This window comes from Kitasatospora aureofaciens, assembly GCF_001188955.3.
In the GTDB taxonomy this organism is placed as follows: domain Bacteria; phylum Actinomycetota; class Actinomycetes; order Streptomycetales; family Streptomycetaceae; genus Kitasatospora; species Kitasatospora aureofaciens.
Genome location: NZ_JPRF03000028.1, coordinates 51,909 through 71,872, shown reverse-complemented (window position 1 = coordinate 71,872; position 19,964 = coordinate 51,909). Strand labels below are relative to the sequence as shown.

At 73.0% G+C, this 19,964-nt stretch carries 12 protein-coding genes; 4 read left to right on the top strand and 8 right to left on the bottom strand.

Features of this window, described 5'->3' with window-relative positions; translation table 11 throughout:
- Positions 1-26 precede the first annotated feature (26 nt).
- Both HS99_RS19055 and HS99_RS19050 read right to left on the bottom strand, forming a co-directional pair.
- The gene (locus HS99_RS19055) at positions 27-1,256 is read right to left on the bottom strand and encodes a cytochrome P450 (RefSeq protein ID WP_030283598.1); all 1,230 of its coding nucleotides are present in this window, start codon (positions 1,254-1,256) and stop codon (positions 27-29) included.
- Positions 1,253-3,142 carry a non-ribosomal peptide synthetase gene (locus tag HS99_RS19050; protein ID WP_063737892.1) on the bottom strand — a complete coding sequence of 630 codons (1,890 nt, stop codon included), beginning with the start codon at positions 3,140-3,142 and terminating at the stop codon, positions 1,253-1,255. The genes HS99_RS19055 and HS99_RS19050 overlap by 4 nt, the downstream gene beginning before the upstream one ends.
- Before the next feature lie 390 nt (positions 3,143-3,532).
- On the opposite strand from HS99_RS19050, the gene HS99_RS19045 reads away from it, so the two are divergent.
- Positions 3,533-4,834 carry a lysine N(6)-hydroxylase/L-ornithine N(5)-oxygenase family protein gene (locus HS99_RS19045; protein WP_157846515.1) on the top strand — a complete coding sequence of 434 codons (1,302 nt, stop codon included), beginning with the start codon at positions 3,533-3,535 and terminating at the stop codon, positions 4,832-4,834.
- A gap of 66 nt (positions 4,835-4,900) precedes the next feature.
- Positions 4,901-5,554 (top strand): FMN-binding negative transcriptional regulator, encoded by a 654-nt coding sequence (locus HS99_RS19040; protein WP_046386483.1) that lies wholly within the window; start codon positions 4,901-4,903, stop codon positions 5,552-5,554.
- 92 nt (positions 5,555-5,646) lie between these two features.
- On the opposite strand, the gene HS99_RS19035 is transcribed toward HS99_RS19040, so the two are convergent.
- Genes HS99_RS19035 through HS99_RS19025 form a run of 3 tightly spaced genes read right to left on the bottom strand, consistent with a single transcriptional unit; the run spans position 5,647 to position 9,731 of the window.
- Complete coding sequence (locus HS99_RS19035) at positions 5,647-5,859, bottom strand: MbtH family protein (RefSeq protein ID WP_030283593.1); 213 nt, start codon at positions 5,857-5,859, stop codon at positions 5,647-5,649.
- 52 nt (positions 5,860-5,911) lie between these two features.
- Complete coding sequence (gene glyA / locus HS99_RS19030) at positions 5,912-7,300, bottom strand: serine hydroxymethyltransferase (protein WP_078938854.1); 1,389 nt, start codon at positions 7,298-7,300, stop codon at positions 5,912-5,914.
- Between the two features lie 16 nt (positions 7,301-7,316).
- On the bottom strand, positions 7,317-9,731 hold the full coding sequence (locus HS99_RS19025; RefSeq protein WP_050366948.1) for a non-ribosomal peptide synthetase: 2,415 nt from the start codon (positions 9,729-9,731) through the stop codon (positions 7,317-7,319).
- A gap of 272 nt (positions 9,732-10,003) precedes the next feature.
- Between HS99_RS19025 and HS99_RS19020 the strand changes: the two genes are divergently transcribed.
- Positions 10,004-11,383 (top strand): condensation domain-containing protein, encoded by a 1,380-nt coding sequence (locus HS99_RS19020; RefSeq protein ID WP_030550863.1) that lies wholly within the window; start codon positions 10,004-10,006, stop codon positions 11,381-11,383.
- Positions 11,380-13,773, top strand: a complete 2,394-nt coding sequence (locus HS99_RS19015; protein WP_050366947.1) for a non-ribosomal peptide synthetase — start codon at positions 11,380-11,382, stop codon at positions 13,771-13,773. The genes HS99_RS19020 and HS99_RS19015 overlap by 4 nt, the downstream gene beginning before the upstream one ends.
- A gap of 72 nt (positions 13,774-13,845) precedes the next feature.
- Here the strand turns inward: HS99_RS19015 and HS99_RS19010 are convergent, their stop codons facing one another.
- Genes HS99_RS19010 through HS99_RS19000 form a run of 3 tightly spaced genes read right to left on the bottom strand, consistent with a single transcriptional unit; the run spans position 13,846 to position 19,806 of the window.
- Complete coding sequence (locus HS99_RS19010) at positions 13,846-15,384, bottom strand: AMP-binding protein (RefSeq protein ID WP_030283584.1); 1,539 nt, start codon at positions 15,382-15,384, stop codon at positions 13,846-13,848.
- A gap of 22 nt (positions 15,385-15,406) precedes the next feature.
- Positions 15,407-16,612 carry an NAD(P)/FAD-dependent oxidoreductase gene (locus HS99_RS19005; RefSeq protein ID WP_030550867.1) on the bottom strand — a complete coding sequence of 402 codons (1,206 nt, stop codon included), beginning with the start codon at positions 16,610-16,612 and terminating at the stop codon, positions 15,407-15,409.
- Complete coding sequence (locus HS99_RS19000; RefSeq protein WP_050366946.1) at positions 16,609-19,806, bottom strand: non-ribosomal peptide synthetase; 3,198 nt, start codon at positions 19,804-19,806, stop codon at positions 16,609-16,611. Before HS99_RS19000 ends, HS99_RS19005 begins: the two co-directional genes overlap by 4 nt.
- Positions 19,807-19,964: the final 158 nt, after the last annotated feature.

The following is a 19,964-nucleotide window of genomic DNA, read 5'->3' as shown; positions in this document are numbered from 1 at the left end:
CCCGGGTTCCGGGCGGGGGCGAGCGGTCAGCGCAGCCGGGCGGTCACCGGCAGGTGCTTGATCCCGGCGATGAAGTTGGAGGCCAGGTGCTCGACCGGGCCGGCCGGTTCGAACCGCTCCACCAGCTCGGTGACCTCGGTGAAGAACTCGGCCAGGGCGATCCGGGCGAGCGGCGCGCCGACGCAGTAGTGCGGCCCGAACCCGAAGGCGAGGTGCCGGTTGGGGGTGCGGGCGACGTCGAAGCGGTACGGCTCGTCGAAGACGGACTCGTCCCGGTTCGCCGATCCCAGCCAGGCGACCACCGCCTCACCGGCCCGTACGGGTTCGCCGCCGAGGCGGGTGTCCTCGGTGGCGTAGCGCATCGCGTGGGTGGCCGGGGAGGCCCAGCGCAGGCCCTCCTCGACGGCGGAGGCGACGGTGGCGTCGCCGTCGAGCAGCCGCCGGTACTGCTCCGGGTGCTCCAGGAAGGCGCTCACCGTGGTCGCGATGACGTGCGGGGCGGTGACGTTGGCGCCGAGCAGCACGTTGTAGCAGTTGTAGATCACCTCGTCGAGCCGGATCGTCCGGTCCGCGACGGTGAGCTGCTGGAGCAGGCCGATCAGGTCCTGGCGCGGAGTGCGCGCGGCCGCCACCTCGGCGAAGTAGTCGAAGAGTTCGTGGTGGGCGGAGACCAGCTGGTGGCCGCCGGAGTCGTCCCGGGAGGACGGGTCGGCGGGGGCGATCGCGATCGTGGTGAGCCTGGTCAGTTCGGGCCAGTCGGCCTCGGGCAGGCCCATCAGTGCGCCGGTGAACATCATCGGGAAGGCCGTCATCGCGGCCGCCAGGTCCCAGGGTTCGCCGCCCGTCAGCGGCTCCAGCAGCAGCCGGGCCATCCGGCGGACGGCCGGGCGGCGGGCGGCGAGTTCGCGCGCGGAGAGCGCCTGGGCGACGGGGCGGCGCAGGTAGCCGTGGACCGGCGGGTCGCTGGCGACCATCATCCGGTCGGCCGCCGGGTCCTGCTCGCCGAGGACGGACAGCATGTTGCCGCGCCGCGAGGTGTACCGCGCGTGGTCGCGCAGGACGGTGCTGGTCTCGGCGTGCGTGGTGACGGAGACGTAGGTGCGGCCGCCGGGCACGGCGAGCCTGGTCACCGGGGCCTTGTGCCGGTAGTGCCGCCAGACGGCGTGCGGGTCGCCGGTGGCGTAGAAGTGGGGGTCGCTGAGGTCCGTGCGTTCGGGGTCGTGCTCCGGCGCGCCGCCGGGGACGGTGATCCTCACTGCGCGGCCCCGGGGGCGGCCGGTGCCTGCGCGGCGCTCGATGCCGGTGCGACGGCCGGTGGCTGTGCAGCGGCCGGAACCGACCGGGCATCGGTGGCCGGTTCCGACCGCTGGGTCCTGATGTGTTCCGCCAGCCCGGCCACGGTGGGGTTGAGGTAGAAGGCCCGGGCCCGGATCACCGCCCCGAACTCGGCGGTGATCTCCCGGGTGATCCGGCTGGCGGTCAGCGAGTGCCCGCCGAGGTCGAAGAAGTCGTCGTCGACACCGACCGGTTCGACGTCGAGGATCTCCTGCCAGAGCACGGTGAGCCGGCGCTCGATCCGGTCGCCGGGCGCGCGGTAGGGCACCTCGCCGTCCGGGCGGGTCCGGCCGCGCCGGGCGGCGAGGGCGGCCCGGTCGACCTTGCCGTTGGCCTTGAGCGGCAGCCGGTCGACCCAGACCAGGGCGGAGGGGATCATCGTGGCCGGGAGGTCCTCGGCGAGGCCCCGGCGCAGTTCGACCGAGGAGACGGCGTACGGGCCGCTGTAGAAGGCGACCAGCCGGCGGTCGCCGGGGCCGTGGTCCTGGAGGACGACGGCGGCGTCCTGGACGTCCGGGTGGCGGCGAAGCCGGGCCTCGATGTCGTCGGACTCGATCCGGACGCCGTTGACCTTGAGCTGCCCGTCGGCGCGCCCGGCGAATTCGAAGGCGCCGTCCGGGGCGCGCAGGGCGAGGTCGCCGGTGTCGTACATCCTGGCGCCGGGGGTGCTCGCGTACGGGTCGGGGAGGAAGCGGTCGGCGGTCAGGCCGGGCAGTCCGAGGTAGCCGTGGGCGAGGCCGGCGCCGTTGACGAAGAGCCGGCCCACGGTGCCGTCGGGCACCGGGTCCAGCCGCTCGTCGAGGACGACCATGCCGGTGCCGTCGATCGGTCCGCCGATCGGGACGCCGCGCGCGCCGAGCGGTTCGCGGACGGGGTGGGTGCTGGTGAAGGTGGTGTTCTCGGTGGGGCCGTAGGCCGCCGACAGCAGGGTGCCGGGGAGGGCGGCGGCGGCGCGGTCGACGAGTTCGGCGGAGAGAACCTCGCCGCCGGTGTACAGCGCCCGCAGGGCGGGCAGGTCGCTCAGTCCGGCCTCCACCGCCTGGTGGAACAGGGCCGTGGTGAGGAACAGCACGGTGGTGCCGGTGTCGCGGACGGTCTTGACGATCTCCGCCGGTCCGAGCCGGCCGGCCGGGGCGAGGGCCAGGCAGCCGCCGTTCAGCAGGGCGCCCCAGATCTCCAGGGTGGAGGCGTCGAAGGCGACCGGGGCGAGCTGGAGGAAGACGTCGTCGGTCCGGGCGCCCAGGAAGGCGGCGTCCAGCACCAGGCGCAGTACGGCCCGGTGCGGCACGCAGACGCCCTTGGGGCGGCCGGTGGAGCCCGAGGTGTAGGCGACGTAGGCGAGGTCCTCGGGGGTCTGCTCGACCGTGGGCGCGCAGGCTCCGGCGCCCCGGGCGTCCTGGATGTCCAGGGACGGGAACTCCCCGCCCACCCCGGCCCGTTGGGGATCGTCGGTGACCACCAGCGCGACCTCGGCGTCGCCCAGGACGGTGCGCAGCCGGGCCACCGGGTCGCCCGGGTCGACGGCGACGTACGCGGCACCCGCCTTGAGGATGCCGAGCAGGGCGACGATCAGCCGGGGCGATCGCTCCAGCAGGACGCCGACCCGGTCGCCGCGGCGCACGCCGCGCCCGTGCAGCCGGGCGGCGAGGGCGTCGGCGGCCGCGTCCAGTTCGGCGTAGCGGAGGTCTCCGGCCTCGCTGCGGACGGCGGTCGCCTCCGGGGAGGCCGCCGCGACGGCGGAGAAGCGGCTCGCGAGGGTCCACCCCTGCCGGGGATCCGACTCGGTCGTGCTCGGTGATTCCAACATGGTGCGGTCGCGGATCCCTTCGCGCGAAACCTTGCCCTTGTCAGTTCTTGACGATAAGTCAGTGAATGGAGTTCGGATTGCCGGAAACGAACTCTTTTGCCGAGTCGTCGACTTGGGATGCGGCTATGCCACCTCGAACGCTTCGGATGCTATTCAGCGTGACGATGCGCCGTCAAGGGTGAACCCGATCCACATCCCCGTCAGAAGGTCAACGCCCCACCCGGGATCGGGATTTCCCCCATTTGCTTGCACAGCCGGTGGGGCAGCTCCTACTGTCATGGAGTGATCAGGAGCCGCGGCAACGTGCTGCCCTGACCACCGCCATCGGTCGACCGGACTGATCGTCGACCCCGACAGGCCATCCCCAAAAGGGAGAGAGCAGGGAAGTCCGTGGGTGAGCGGCAACGTTCCGGCGTGGTCGCCGGGACCGGCATCGTCGACGTGGCCGGAATCGGCTTCGGCCCCTCGAACCTGGCCCTCGCGGCCGCCATCGCGGAGATCGCCGGCGAGGCACCGGTGAGCGCGCGCTTCTTCGAGGCCCAACCGCGCTTCGGCTGGCACCGGGGCATGCTGATCGAGGGCGCGACCATGCAGGTCTCGTACCTCAAGGACCTAGTGACCATGCGGAATCCGACCAGTCCGTACTCGTTCCTGTGCTATCTGCAGGCCAGGGGCCGACTGGCGGACTTCATCAACACCAAGTCCCCCTACCCGCTGCGGGTGGAGTTCCACGACTACCTGGAGTGGGTCGCGGAGAGCTTCGCGGACCTCGTCTCGTACGGGGCGCGGGTGGTGTCGGTCGAGCCGGTCAGCGCCGAGCAGGGGGTCGAGTTCCTCGACGTGCACTTCGTCGCCCCCGACGGCACCCGGCAGGTCCAGCGCGCCCGCAACCTGGTGATAGCCGCCGGGATCGAGCCGCGGCTGCCCGCCGGCCTGCCGGCCTCGCCCCGGATCTGGCACACCGCCAAGTTCCTTCCTGAGGTGGACCGGATCGCCCGGCAGGACCCGCGCTCCTTCGTCGTGCTGGGCTCGGGCCAGAGCGCCGCGGAGGCGATCGAGCACCTGCACGCGCGTTTCCCGCGGGCGCAGGTCCACTCGGTGCACGCCCGGTACGGCTTCAGTGTCGCCGACGACAGCCCGTTCGCGAACCAGGTGTTCAACCCCGAGGCGGTGGACCGTTTCCACACCGCGCCCGACGACGTCCGGCAGCGCCTCATCGATTATCACGCTTCCACCAACTACTCGGTGGTGGACGCCGATCTTCTGCACTCGCTGTTCCAGCAGGCCTATCTGGAAAAGGTGGCCGGAAATCCCCGGCTGAATTTCCACAACGTCTCCCGCGTGAGCGAAGTGACGGAAACTCCGGACGGCCTGCGGATCGACGTCGAATCGCTGTCCTCGGGCACCAGCACCGTCATCGAGGCGCAGGCGCTGGTGTGCGCGACCGGATACACCCGCACCGATCCGGCCGTCTTCCTGGACGGTCTGCTGCCGCACTGCCCGCTGGACGACCAGGGCCGGCTGCGGCTCGACCGGGAGCACCGGGTGGTCACCGACGAGAGCGTGCGGTGCGGGATCTACGTCCAGGGCTTCGGCGAGCACAGCCACGGGCTCTCCGAGACCCTGCTCTCCCTGTCCGCGGTCCGGGCCGGCGAGATCGGCGACATGCTCGTCAAGGCGTTGTCCGGCTGACCCGCGGCGCCGCTCACCCGCCGATCCCACTGCTCCCGCCGACCCCGCTGACATTGAGGAGGACGAGTGTTCACGCCGAAGCTCTACCAGGTGGACGGCGACGACTGGCCGCTGCGGATCATCGAGCGGCACCCGCTCGCGGTGCTGGTCAGCAACGGGGACCCGGTGCCGAACGCCACCCACGTCCCGGTGATCGCACCGCCCGACGCCGCGCCCGAGGACGCCCTGTCGGGCATGCGGCTGTGGGCGCACCTGACCCGGGCGAACCCGCACTGGCAGCAGCTGGCCGCCGCCGGCGGCGGCCCGGCGAAGCTCGTCTTCCACGGCCCGAACGGCTACGTCACCCCGAGCCTGTACTCGGCCGACATGGTCGCGCCGACCTGGAACTACGTGGCGGTCCATCTGGAGGGCACGGTCGAACTGGCCGGGGACGACGAGACCCTGGCGATCGTCCACACCACCGCCCAGACGCTGGAGGACCGGTTCGGGGACGGGATGGCGCTCGCGCCCTCGCTGGAGTACCACCGGCAGATCGTCGGCGCGGTCGGCGGCCTCTTCTTCACGGTGACCAAGGTCGACGTGATGTTCAAGCTGAGCCAGGAGAAGGACCCCGAGGTCCAGCAGCGGGTCCTGGACCGCTTCGCCGCCAGCGGCTCGGGGCTGCACCGCGAGGTGGCCGACACCATGCGCGCCCTGCGGCTGGGCGGCAGCGCCGGGTGAGCTGGGCAGCAGGGCGGTGCGAAGGGCCCGGGGCGGTGGGCACCGCCCCGGGTCCTTCGGCGTCCGCGCGGGGCTCCACGGCCCGGGGCCGGTCAGTCCCGGGCGGTCTCCATGGCCCGCCGCAGGCTGAGCGGACGCATGTCGGTCCACACCAGGGACACGTGGTCCAGGCACTCCTGGCGGGTGCCCTCGAAGCCCTCCGCCCGCCAGCCGGCCGGGACGTCCCGCTCGGTCGGCCAGACGGAGTACTGCTCCTCGTCGTTGAGGACCACCAGGTACCGGCGGTCGTCGTCGAGCTCGCTCATGTGCATGCCCTTCCAGGGATTCAGGTGCCTTCGGGGGGAACCTGGGGAGTGTCTAGACGGTGGCGTAGCCGGGCAGGGGGAACTTGGCCGCCAGTTCGGCGACCTGGGAGGAGACCGAGTAGCGGACGTCGTCGGGCAGTCGGTAGGCGCGCGGGCCGAGCGGGGTGACGGCGGACAGCACGGTGTCGATCAGCTCGGCGCAGCGCGCCGCCTCGGCCCCGGACATCCCGCGGTGCGCGGCGCTGTTGGAGCCGAGCCGGACGCCGCCGCCGACCAGCGGCGGAGTGGTGTCACCGGGCACCCGGTTCTTGTTGACCACGATCCCGCACTCCTCCAGCGCCTCCTCGGCCACCAGGCCGCTGAGGCCGCGGGCGCGCAGGTCCACCAGGACGGTGTGGTTGTCCGTCCCGCCGGAGACGATCGGGTAGCCCCGCTCGACGAGTTCGGCCGCCATGCCGCGGGAGAAGGCGACGATCCGCTCCGTGGTGGCCGCGAAGGCCGGGGTGGCCACGATCGCCAGGGCCCGGGCCTTCGCCGCGATGCTGTTGAGCGCGGGGGCGCCCTGGTAGTACGGGAAGATCGCGCGCTGGAGGAAGGCGGTGAGGTCGCCGTTGCCCTTGGGCGCCGGGGCGTCGTGGTCCCGGCCGACCAGGATCAGCCCGCCGCGCGGGCCGAACAGCTGCTTGTGGGTGCAGGCGGTGGTGATGTGGGCGTGGTCGACCGGGCTCGGGTGCAGGCCGGTCGCGACCAGCCCGGCGACGTGCGAGATGTCGGCCATCAGATAGGCGCCGACCTCGTCGGCGACGGCCCGGAAGCGGGCGAAGTCGACGATCCGGCTGTAGGCCGTCGCCCCGCAGATGATCACCTTGGGGCGGTGCTCCCGGGCCAGCTCGGCCACCTGGACGTAGTCGATCAGCCCGTTGGCGTCCAGCCCGTAGCCGACGGCGTCGAAGTACTGCCCCGCGTACGCGGCGGGGCTGCCGTGGGTCAGGTGGCCGCCCTCGGCCAGGTTCATCCCGAGCAGGGTGTCCCCCGGGTCGAGCAGGGCGGAGAGCACGGCGTAGTTGGCGGTGGTCGCCGAGTGCGCCTGGACGTTGGCGTAGCGGGCGCCGAAGACGCTCATGGCGCGCTCGATCGCCAGGCTCTCGATGTCGTCGATGACACCGCAGCCGGCGTGGTAGCGGCGGCCGGGGTAGCCCTCCGCGGTCACGTTCACCGCGGTGGAGGCCTGGGCGGCCAGCACCGAGGGGTCGACCACGCTGGAGGAGGCCACCAGCGACAGGGTGGCGTTCTGCCGGGCCTGCTCGCGGGCCAGCACCCGGTGGAGCACCGGGTCGTCGACGGCGAGCCGCTCGGCGCCCGCGACCAGCAGGTCGCGCACCGGGTCCTCGGCGTCGTCGGAGTCCTCCGCGGCGGGGCCGGAGGCGGGTAGGGCTGTCATGGGGGACCGTCCTTCGTCAGAGCGGCCGGGCGAGTTCGCGCGCCAGCTCGGCCACAGTGGGAAAGTCGAACAGGGTCCAGACGTCGAGGTCCACGCCGAGCGCGGCCCGGATCCGGGTCGCCAGCTTCACGGCGGCCAGCGAGTGGCCGCCCAGTTCGAAGTAGTCGTCATGGAGGCCGACCTCGGCGACGCCCAGCGACCGGGCGAACAGCGCGCGCAGGGTCGTCTCCAGCTCGGACCCGGCGTCCTCGGAGTCCTCGGCGTTCTTCACGTCATGGGAGTCCCCGGCGTCGTCGGCGGGGGCCCGGGCCGGATCGGTCGGCCGGGCGAGTTCGGCCAGGGCACGGCGGTCGAGCTTGCCGTTCGTCGAGGTGGGCAGTGCCGCGAGGGCCGTCAACTGCTTCGGCACCATGTAGGCGGGCAGTGCCTCGGCCAGCGCGGCCCGCAGGGGTTCGGGGTCGAAGGCCGCCGGGTCCGCGGGCACCACGAAGGCCGCCAGCCGCCGGGCGCCCTCCTCCCCCACCGGGAGTACCGCGGCCTGCCCGACGCCCGGCAACCCGCGCAGCACGGTCTCGATCTCGCCCGGTTCGATCCGGTAGCCGCTGATCTTGACCTGGTCGTCCAGCCGCCCGAGGTACTCGATCTGCCCGTCGGTGCGGTACCGGGCGAGGTCGCCGGTGCGGTACAGCCGGGCCCCGGCGGTGAAGGGATCGGCGACGAACCGTTCGCGGGTCAGCTCCGGCTGCCGGTGGTAGCCCAGCGCGACCTGGACGCCGCCGATGCACAGCTCGCCCGCCACGCCGATCGGCACCGGTTCGAGCCGCTCGTCGACGACGTACAGAGCGGTGTTGGCGATCGGACGGCCGATCGGTACGTCGCGCCCTGCGAACCCGGGCCCGGCCTGCCAGTGCGAGACCTCGATGGAGGCCTCGGTGGGGCCGTACAGGTTGTGGAGCTCGCAGTCCAGCTGCTCGAAGAAGGCCCGGATCGTCGGCGGGGCGAGCGCCTCGCCGCTGGCGAAGACCAGGCGCAGGCTCCCGCAGTGCGCGGCCAGTTCGTCCTCCTCCAGGAAGGCGTCGAGCATGGACGGCACGAAGTGGACCACGGTGATCCGGCGTTCGCGGATGGTCCGCTTGAGGTAGCGGGTGTCCCGGTGGCCGCCCGGACGGGCGACCACCAGGCAGGCGCCGGAGACCAGTGGCCAGAGGAACTCCCAGGCCGAGACGTCGAATCCGAACGGGGTCTTCTGCAGGACCCGGTCGTCCGGGCCCAGTTCGAAGCGTTGCCGGCGCCAGTGGACGGTGTTGAACACCCCGGCGTGGCGGTTCAGCACGCCCTTGGGGCGGCCGGTGGAGCCGGAGGTGTAGATCAGGTAGATCGGGGTGTCGCCGGTGATCTCCGGGCGGCCTCCGGTCTCCTCCCCCGGTTCCTCGACGGCCTGTTGCACGGTCAACGCGTCGGCTCCGTGGCCGGAGAGCACCTCGATGTCCTCGGGGCGGCACAGCACCGTGCGGGCGCCGGAGTCCTCGACCAGGTAGCGCACCCGGTCGGCGGGCAGTTCGGGGTCGAGCGGGACGTAGGCCAGCCCGGCCTTGAGCACCCCGAGGATCGCCACCACCAGGTCGAGCGAGCGCTCCAGGTGGATGCCGACGAAGCCGGAGTCCTGGGCGGACCGCAGCCGACGGCTCACCAGGCCCGCCCGCCGGTCGAGTTCGGCGTAGCCGAGCACCGCGCCCTCGAACTCGACGGCGGGCGCGGACGGGGTCGCCCGCACCTGCTCCTCGAAGGCGGCCACCACGGTCGAGTCCGGGAAGGGCGTGCGCGTCCCGTTCCAGTCGGAGAGGATCCGCGCGCGCTCCTGCGCCGAACCGAACCGGGCGCGACGGGCCGGCCCGTCGGGGTCGGTGACCAGCGCTTCCAGCAGCCGGGCGGCGTGCTCCAGGACGCGGGCGACGGTCGGCCCGTCCAGCAGTGCCGGGTCGTACGCGGCTTCCAGGACGGCGTCCGGGCCGGTGCCGTCGGGGCGTAGCCGGACCGTGAGCGGGGCCTCGGATTCGGCCACTTCGGTTTCGGCGACCTCGGTACGCCGACCGGCCAGTTGACCGTCCACCTCCTGCCAGATCCGGCGCAGCCCGGCGTCCTCCGTGAGGCCGATCCGCACCCGCGCCCGGTCGAAGTCCAGCCGGACGTCCTGCTGGCCCGCGTAATGGTGCAGCAGCACCGCGAGCACGGCCGCGAGACCGGCCTCCGGGCTGCCGGTCGACTCCTCGGCGAGGCTCAGGAATCGCGCCAGGACCGGTGCCGGGACCGGATGCGTACGCGAACTGCTCCGGTGGACCGGCCGATTGGCGAGCCACCGATCGCACGGCAACCGCACCATGCCCACGGCCGCCGTCGTGAAGAGGCCGCCGGCGATGTGTGTGCCGGTCATTCGCGACTCCCGAAAGTGAGCATGCACCGGACAGGTTCGGGATCAAGGGATACCGCAGACGCCGAGGTATGACAACCAACTACCTTTTCCCGTGGAGCTTTCCGGCCCACCCGCGGGAAGGATCTTCCGCAGAGTGCGTACGGCTGACAGACTGGGCGGTGATCGTCCGCCGGCGCACTCGGTCCCGGCGCGGCCCGACCCTGGACTTTCGGGGAGCGACGTCCTCCCGGTATCCGACAGATGTCCCGGCACTCTTCACCGATGGGAGCACGATGCCCGGTTCCGTCGGCGCGACCGACCCGGCCGAGCGGTACGAACTGTCCTCCGGTCAGGAGGCGTTGTGGATGTTCGAGCAGCTGGTGCCCGGCACGGCCGCCTACCACGTCCCGCTCGCCTTCCGGCTGCGTGGCCCGCTGCGGACGGACCTGCTGGACGCCGCGCTGACCCTCGTCGTGCGCCGCCAGGAGGTGCTGCGCACCGCCTTCCGCGAGGACGACGGCGAGCCGTACCAGCTGGTGCTCCCGCCCGCGGGGGCCGAGGTGCCGCTGTGCGAGGTCGCCGACGGGGCCGAGCTCGCCGAGGCGCTGCGCCGGGAGGCGCGCGAGCCCTTCGACCTGGCCGGAGGTCGGCCGTTCCGGCTGCGGCTGTTCCGGCTCGGCCCCGAGGAGCACGTGCTCAGTCTGGTGATGCATCACATCGCGACCGACGGATGGTCGTTGCGCCTGCTCACCGACGAACTGTCCGCCGGCTACGCCGCTCTGCTGGCCGGAGAGGACCCGGAGGCGGCGCTGCCCGAACTGCCGGTGCCGTACCGACGATACGCCCAGTGGCAGCGCGAGTGCTTCCAGGGACCGGAGCTGGAGCAGCTGCTCGGCCACTGGGAGAAGGAGCTGCGCGGCATCCCGGCCGTCGACCTGGCCGCCGGGCGGGAGCGCCCCCGGCGGCCGTCCTTCGCCGCCGACCGCCTCGTCGTACGGCTCGACCCGGAGCTGCACCGTGCGCTCACCGACCTCGCCCGGGCGGCCCGGGTGTCACTGTTCTCCTGGCTCGGCGCGGCCTTCTCGCTCGCCCTGACCGAGCGCACCGGGCGCCCGGACACCGCCTTCGCCACCCTGTTCGCCGGCCGCGGCGAACCGGAACTCGAACCGCTGATCGGCTACTTCGTCAACATGGTGGTGCTGCGCGCCGACCTCGCCGACGACCCGGCCTTCTGCGAGGTGGCCGCCCGGCTGAACGCCGCCAACCTGCGGGCCATCGACCACGAAGTGCCGTTCGGCAGCGTGGTGCGCCACCTCGCCCCCGCCCGCCGGCCCGGGCGCAACCCGCTGGCCCAGGTCACCCTCCAGCTGCGCACCGGCGGCAGCGCCCCGGGCCGCCCGGAGCTGCCGGGTGTGGACTGCGAGGACGTCGACCTGTACCCCGGGCAGCACGCCTTCGACGCCACGGTGACCTTCATCGAGGACGGCCCGGACTTCCTGCTCAGCATCGAGTACTCGACCGAGGTGTTCGACGCGCCGTGGGCGGCCGGCCTGGCCGACCAGCTGCGGGCGCTGCTCCGGGCGGCCGTGGACCGCCCCGGCGCCCGCGTCTCCCGGCTGCCGGCCGCCGTCGCCGCCACCCCTCACGCACCCGACCAGGGAGTTTCCCGATGACCGAGCACGCCGATCCCGTCCTCCCGGTGCTGTGGAGCGACCGCACCGGGGCCGTCGAGTCCGCTCCGCTGAGCGGGCTGCGGGCCGGAGCGCCCTCGGACCTCGCCGCCGGGCTGTGCGCGCTGCTGCTGCGCTACGGCGGCGTGCGGCCGGTCACCGTGTGGGGCCGCGCCGACGACGCGGAAGCCTGGACGGCGTGGCGGGTCGAGCCCGCCGAACTGGCCGGAACCGGATCCTCCACACCCACCCTGCTGTCCTGCCGGGCCGCCTTCTCCCGGCGCGGGGCGGCGTTCGGGGCCGGGCTGGAGCTGTCGGTGGACCCGCAGTCCTCCCCGGCGGTGTTCGCCCTCTCCCCCGCCGAGGACGGCACCTGGACGCTGCGCCTGCGGGCCGCCGCCCGCCCCGACGACGAGCAGGCGCCCGACCGGATCGCCGCACACCTCGCGGCCTACCTCGCCGCCCCCGACGAGCTGCGGATCGACCAGGTCGAGCACCTCACCGCCGCCGAACGCGAGCTGGTCGCGGAGGTGAACCGCCCGCAGCCGCCGCTCACCGAGCCGGTCTGCCTGCACCACCGGGTGGAACGGCAGGTGGCCGCAGGCCCGGAGCGGATCGCCGTGGTCCAGGGCTCGCTGAGCCTCACCTACGGCGAACTCGACGCCCGGGCCAACGCCCTGGCCGTCCGGATCGCCGGGCACGGCGTGGGGCCCGGCGGGCGGGTCGGCGTGGCGGCGACCCGCAGCGCCGAGCTGGTGGTGGCGGCGTACGCGGCGCTGAAGACCGGTGCGGCCTTCGTCCCGCTCGACCCGATGCTGCCCGCCCACCGCCGCGAGGTGCTGCACCGGCTGGGCCGGGTGGACGTGGTGGTCGCCGACGCCGCGGGCGCCGCCAACAGCGGGGACCCGACGACCGGTGCACCGGTGATCCCGCTCGGCCCGGTCGAGGAGCTGCCGACCGCCGGCCGGGAGGCGCTGCCCGAGGTCGAGGTGACCGGCCGGGACCTCGCGTACGTGATCTTCACCTCGGGCTCGTCGGGCGAGCCGAAGGGCGCGCTGCTCGACCACGTCGGCCGGACCAGCATGATCCTCGACCTGAGCTCCCGCTACGGCCTCGGCCCCGGCGACCGGATCCTCGGCGTCTCCTCGCCGAGCTTCGACATGACGGTCTACGACGTGTTCGCCGCCCTGATGACCGGCGCCACCCTCGTCCTGCCGGAGCGCGGACGGGAGAACGACGTCGAGCACTGGGCCGAGCTGGTCGAGCACGCCGGGATCACCGTCTGGCACTCCGTCCCGTCCTCGCTGGCCCAGTTCCTGCGCACCTGGGGCACCGGCCGCACCGGCGCGCTGCGGGCCTTCCTGCTGGGCGGGGACTGGATCCCGGTGGCCCAGCCGGAGGCGACCCGCGCGGCGTTCCCGCAGGCCCGCTTCATCAGCCTCGGCGGCGCCACCGAGGTCTCGGTGGACAGCACCTACTACGACGTGGCCGACGTCGACCCGCGCTGGCGCTCGATCCCGTACGGGCGGCCGATGACCAACCAGAGCGCCTACGTGCTGGACTCCTTCGGCACGCCCGCCGGGGTGGACCAGCTCGGCGAGCTGTTCCTCGGCGGGCTTGGCGTCGGCTGGGGCTACCAGGACCGCCCGTCCTTCACCGCCGAGCGCTTCCTGCCCGACCCTTTCTCCGCCGTCCCCGGCGCCCGGCTGTACCGCACCGGCGACCTGGCCCGGCTGCGGGCGGACGGCGAGCTGGAGCTGATCGGCCGGGTCGACCACCAGGTGAAGATCGGCGGCGTGCGGATCGAGCTCGGCGAGATCCAGTCCTGCCTGCGCGAGCACCCGGCGGTGGCGGATGCCGTCGTGGTGCCGGTGCGCGACCCGGCGGGCATCGCCCAGTCGCTGGCCGCCTACGTCTCGGTGGCCGGGCCGGCCGAGGCCTCGGTCGACGGCCTCCGGGCCCACCTGCGCGAGCGGCTTCCGGAGAGCATGGTCCCGGCCCGGGTCTCCGTGCTCGCCGAGCTGCCGGTCAACCAGAACGGCAAGATCGCCCGGCCGGAACTCGAACGGCTCGCCGCCGAGGCCACTGCCACCGCCGGCGCCACCGCCAGCAGTGGCGCCACGACGGAGGACGGCTCCGACCCGGCCGTCCGCACCGCCGTGGGTGAGACCTGGCACGAGGTGCTGGGCCTGGCCGAGGTCCCGGGCGCCGCGGCCTCCTTCATCGACCTCGGCGGCAACTCGCTGGCCGCGATCCAGGTCGTCGGCCGGCTGAACCGGCGCTTCGGCACCGCGCTGAAGGTGGCCGACCTGATCGCCGCCGACACCGTCGCCAAGGTCGCCGCCATCGTCACCGAGCGGCGCGGCACCAGCACCCGGCCGTCGCTGCTCTGACCGCTCCCACCGAAAGGGCCGACCTCCGCGGGGCGGTTTCCAGCGGTCGGCCCTTTCGGTGTGCGGGGAGGGTCAGCGCCCGGCGAGCGTACGGGCCACCGCGTCCCGGTCCACCTTGCCGCTGTGGGTGCGCGGCAGCGCGGCCACCGTGGTGAAGGAGCGCGGGATGTACGGGTCCGGCAGGTTGCGGCGCAGCTCGGCCGCCGCCCGGGCGCCGTCCAGCGGCTCGGCTCCGGAGTCGACCGTCACCGCGCAGTGCAGCGAGCGCGAGCCCTGCCCGTCGTCCAGGGCCACGCAGACCGCGGCGGAGACGGTCGGCAGCTCCAGCAGCCGCACCTCGATCTCCAGCAGGTTGACCCGGTAGCCGCGGATCTTCACGTCCTTGTCCCGGCGGGCCAGGAAGGTCACCACACCGTCCTCCAGCCGGACCAGGTCGCCGGTGCGGAAGGCGGCGGTGTGCCCGCGCGGGGTCGGGTCGACGGTGACGAAGCGCTTGGCGTTCAGCTCCGGCTGGTTGAGGTAGCCCGGCGACAACGGCGCACCGGCCACCAGCAGTTCGCCGACGTTCGGCTCCGCCGCGTCCAGCGGGTCGATCAGCAGCTCGCAGCCCGGCAGCGGCGCGCCGATCGGCGGCAGCGCCGGCCAGGAGCTGCTGGGGCCGGTCAGGGTGTGCGCCGTGACCATCGCGGACTCGCTCTGCCCGTAGTGGTTGTTCAGCCGGCACCGCGGCAGCCGGGCGAACAGCTCGCGGATGTCCGGCGTGCAGACCAGCTGCTCGCCGGCCGCGTTGACCTCGGCCAGCGCCAGGTGGTCCAGCGACTCCTCCTCGGCGGCCGCCACGGCGAGCATCTGCAGCGCCACGTACGGGAGGAAGAGCCGCTCGATCCGGTTCTCGCCCAGCCACTCCAGCAGCTCGAACGGGTCCTGGCGCAGCTCCTCCGGCACCACGACGAGCGTGCCGCCGCCGCACAGGGTGCCCAGCACCTCCTGGAAGGAGACGTCGAAGTTGAGCGGGGCGAACTGGGCGGTGCGCACGTGCGGCCACACGGAGTGGTTGCGCTGCCAGTCGACCATGGTGTCCAGGCAGCTGTGCGGGACGGCCACGCCCTTGGGCAGGCCGGTGGAGCCGGAGGTGTAGATGATGTACGTCCACAGCTCGGACCGGCAGGCCACCGGATCGACGGTGCCCTTCGTCGGCAGGCCGGAGATCGGCAGGCTGGGCACCGGCACCTCGAACTCCGGCTCCTCGTCCGCGTACAGCAGCAGGCCGGCGCCGCTGTCCTTGAGCATGTGGGCGAGCCGGGCCGCCGGGTACTCGGCGTCCAGCGGGAGATAGGTGGCGCCCGCCCACATGGTGCCGAGCATCGCGGCCACCACGGCGGCGCTGCGCCGCCCGGTGACGGCGACCCGGTCGCCCGGGCCGATCCCGGCCGCGGTCAGGCCCTCGGCGATGCCCTGGACCCAGGACAGCAGCTCGCTGTAGGTGACGCCTCGCGCGCCGTCCACGACGGCGGTCTGCGGGCCCCTCGCCACCGCCTGCTCGTGGAACGCGGCCAGCAGACAGGGCGGTTGGGACTCGCCGCCCCAGAGCGAGAGTGGAGCGGGACTCATCGCGGTTCCTCCAGAAAAGGGATCAGAACACATCGTCGCCATCGAGGCCGTCGTCGTCGCCGAGGAGCTCGTCCTCGTCGAAGAGCTCGTCGATGCCGAGCATCCCCGCGACGACGGCGAAGTACCGGCGGGTCAGCTCGGGGGACCCGGCGATCTCGCGGAGCATCCGCAGCCGCGAGGGCGTGACCGTGAGCCTGGCGAGCTCCAACGTGCTCCGGTACGGCTCGGTCAGCTCCTCGTCGCGGCGCCGGGTGAACCGGGCCGAGGCGGCCGGGTCGTCCACCCGGCCCGCCAACTCCTCGGCCAGGAAGGAGGCCTGGAGCAGGGCGTTGGTGATGCCGCGGGCGCTGATGGTGTCCAGGTGGTGCCCGGCGTCGCCGACCAGCACCCAGCCGGGGCCGTGCCCGCGGCGGAAGTAGTTCTGCTGGTCACCGGTGCCGATGATCTGCTCGACCTGCTCGGCCCCGGCGAGCTGCTCGTACAGCTCGGGCGCGGTGCCGCGCACGGCCGCCAGGTGGTGGCGGAACGGGTCCTGCTTGATCTCGGCGAAGCGGTCCTGCGGGAAGTAGGTGGAGATCAGGGTCACGTCGTCGTGGGTGGGGATCCGGACGATCCAGTTGCCGGGGCTCTCGTGGAAGCCGAAGCCGGTGCTGATCCCGACCCAGCCGGTGTAGTACACGCAGCTGGCCCGCGGGTCGCTCAACTCCACCGGAGCCTCGACCAGTTGGGCCACCCGGGAGCGCATCCCGTCGGCGCCGACCACCAGCCGGGCGTGCTCGGTGCGCACGCCGCTCGCGGTGCGGAAGCGGACACCGGTGACCCTTCCCTCGGAGTGCACCAGCTCCTGGAGGTTGGCCCGGTCCACGAACTCGACGCCTGCCTTGACGGCCGCCTCGACCAGCAACCGGTCCAGCACCAGGCGGCGCGGCGCCAACGCGGCCGGGGCGCCCGGCATCACCGGCGCGGGGCCGGCCAGCCGGACGCCGCCGACGTCGTAGCCGATGGTGTCCAGCACCGGGCAGCCGGAGTCCAGCAGCGCCGGGAGCAGGCCCCACTCGGAGAGCTTGGCCACGCCGGGCTGGTGGATGTAGAGGGTGGACATGGTGTCCGAGGGGAACGCGGCCCGGTCGATCAGCAGCACCCTGTGACCGCGCCGGGCCAGCAGCAGTGCGGTGGCGGCGCCCGCGACCCGGGCACCCACCACCACGGCGTCCCAGCCGCCGGTCACCGCTCGGCCACCTGCTCGTCGGCGGCGAGCTTCTGCGCGACGAGCTCCTCCAGCGTCCTCGCCGTCGCCCGTACGGTCGGCTCCGAGTAGAGCGTGACCAGCGGGAACTCGACGCCGAGGCGCTGGCGCACCCGCGCGGTGAACCGGGTGGCGACCAGGGAGTGCCCACCCAGCACGAAGAAGCCGTCCTCGGCGCCGATCCGCTCGACACCGAGCAGCTCCCGCCACACCCCCGCGACGAACTGCTCGGACGGCGTCCGCGGCGCCTCGCCCCCGGAGGCCTGCGAGCCGGCCGGCGGCTCGGGCACCTTCAGCGCCCGCCGGTCGACCTTGCCGTTGGCGTTGAGCGGGAAGGAGTCCTCGACCACCAGCTGGGCCGGGATCATGTAGTGCGGCAGCCACTCCTTGGCGTGCTCCCTGACGGCGTCGAAGCCCGGCGGGTCGGCCGGGTCGACGGCGGTGACGAACGCCACCAGCCGCTGCACCGGGCCCCCCTCGGCGATCACCACCACCGCCTCCTTCACCTGCGGATGGCCGAGCAACACGGTCTCGATCTCGCCGAGTTCGACCCGCATGCCGCGGATCTTCACCTGGTGGTCGCTTCGCCCGACGAAGCGGAAGCCGCCGTCGGGGTGCAGGAAGCCCTGGTCGCCGGTGCGGTAGAGCCGCTCGCCGGGGCGGAACGGGTCGGGCAGGAAGGCGCCGGCCGTACGGGCCGGGTCGTTGAGGTAGCCGCGGGCCAGTCCCAGGCCTCCGATGTAGAGGTCGCCGACCACGCCGACCGGCACCGGCCGCAGCTCGCGGTCCAGCACGTGCACGGTGTTGTTGTCGAACGGACGGCCCAGGCTCACCGGTCCGGCGGCCGTCTCGTCGGCCGCGCCGCAGGTGTGGCAGGTCGAGTCGATCGACACCTCGGTGGCACCCCAGGTGTTGTGCAGCGCGCCCGGCATCAGCCGGTGGAAGCGCTCGACCGTCGCCGAGGTGAGCGCCTCGCCGCTGGAGGTGGTGTTGCGCAGCCGGGGCGGCACCCGCTCGGGCGCCTGCTCCACCAGGTCGAGCACCGCGCTCAGCATGCTCGGGACGACCTGGAGGTAGACCGACTCGTAGCGGGTGGCGGCCTCCAGCACCGCCAACGGGTCCCGGTGGCGGCCGGGTTCGAGCACGGCCACCCGGCCGCCGACCGACAGCGGCCAGAAGATCTCCAGGGCGGAGTCGTCGAAGGTCAGGGTGGTCTTGTGCAGGACGGTCTCGCCCCTGGCCAGGCGGTGCCGGCGCTGCATCCAGACCATCCGGTTCACCCAGCCGCGGTGGCGGCTCGCCACGCCCTTGGGCATGCCGGTGGAGCCGGAGGTGTAGTAGACGGAGACCAGGTTCTCGGGGTGCGGGCGGTGCACGGTGCCTTCGGACGGGAAGGCCGCATCCAGGGCCGCCGGGTCCGGGGCGGCCGCCGGGTCCAGGGGCTCGGCGCCGACCGAGGCCGCGTCGATCTCCTCCCCCAGCGCCCGGTCCACCAGCAGCACCGGCGCGGCCGCGTCGGCCAGGATCTGCCGGATCCGGGCCGGCGGGCTGGCCGGGTCCAGCGGCAGGTAGGCGCCCCCGGCCTTGAGGATGCCGAGCAGCCCCACCACCAGCTCCACCGAGCGCTCCAGGCAGATGCCCACCGCCCGCTCGGGGCCGACGCCCCGCGCCCTCAGCCGCCGGGCCAACGCCTCGGCACGGGCGTCGAGTTCGCGGTAGCTGAGTTGCGCGGATTCCGAGACCACGGCGACGTCGTCCGGGGTGCGCTCGACCTGCGCCTCGAACAGCTCGTGCAGGCAGGCGTCCGCCGGAAACTCCGCCGCGGTTGCGTTCACCTCGCGGTCGAACCGAATTTCCTCGGCGGAACGCAGTTCGAGCCGGTCCAGCGGCGACTGCGGATCGGCCAACGCCCCCTCCAGCAGAGCGCGGTAATTCGCGCCGAGCCGGGCGATCGTCGTCTCGTCGAACAGGTCGCTGTCATAGGCGATGATTCCGGCCACGGAACCGTCCCCGGCTCGTGCGAGGTCGAACTCCAGGTCCGTCTGGACGAATCCGGTCGGCACGTTCCAGCGGCTCGTCCGCAGGCCCTCCAGTGGAAGGACCGGCGCGCTCTGCTGGTGGTATCCGAATACCGCCTGCACCAGCGGAGAGTGCCCGAGCGAGCCCTGACTGTCCGTCACCTTGACGATTTCGTCGAAAGGTACCGCCTGGTTGCGGAATCCGCCGATGAACGTCGCCCGACAGCGCTGGAGATACTCCGAGAAGCTCTCCCCGCGCCGGCTCCGGCTGCGCAGCGGAAGGATGTTGACGAAGAACCCGACGGTCCGGTCGAGGGCCTCGTCGTCCCGGTTGGACACCGGTGCGCCGACCACCACGTCCCGCTCTCCGGTGTAGGTGTGCATCAGCAGGGTGAAGGCGGCCAGCAGCACCACGTAGTCCGTGGTGCGGTGGCGGGCCGCGGTCTGCCGCACCCGCTCGGCCAGTCCGGCGTCCAGCGCGAAGTCCAGCAGTTCGCCGTGGAAGCGCTGCCGGGCCGGCCGGGGGCGGTCCAGCGGAAGTCGCAGCAGGTCGGGGGCTCCGGACAGGTGCTCCGACCAGTAGGCGAGTTGACGCTCCGCCAGGCCGTCGGCCAGCCGCTCGGCCAGCGCGGCACCGTACTCGGCGTACCCGTGGCCGGGCTCCTCGGCGGCGGGCGGGCGCCCGGCCAGCGCGTCCGCGTAGCCCCGGCCGATCTCCTCGGCGATCACCGCGTTGGACCAGCCGTCGGTGACGATGTGGTGGAGGTTCAGCAGCAGCGTCCACTCCTCGTCCGCCGACCGGAACAGCCGGAAGTCGAAGACCCCGGGGCGCTCCAGGTCGAACGGCGCGGCGGCGGCCTCGCGCACCCGGGCCCGGAGGGAATCGGGATCCCCCCTCAGGTCGTGCACGGGAAGGGTGAACTCCAGGCGCTCGGACACCACTTGTACGGGCTGGTCGTCCACCACGGAAAAACCCGTCCGCAGTGCGGCATGACGGGATATCAGTGCACGGATTGACTGTTCCAGCATCGGGACATCGAGTTCGCCCCGGATCTCGTGCGCCACGGGCCCGTTGTAGAGCGGGAGCCGCGGATGCAGGCTGTGCAGCAGCCACAGCCTGCGCTGCTGCGGCGAGATGGGAACGACACGGTCGGGCATGGGTTGATCCCCCGCTCTCATCGCTGCAAGATGCGGCGAGACTACCCTACTCGATGCGATCATGACAGAGGTCAAATCCCTTACGGGCACGGCAAGATCTCACCCCTTGCCGAGCCAATTCCCGCCTGTATGCTGACGTTCCTGGGGGACGCCGATCC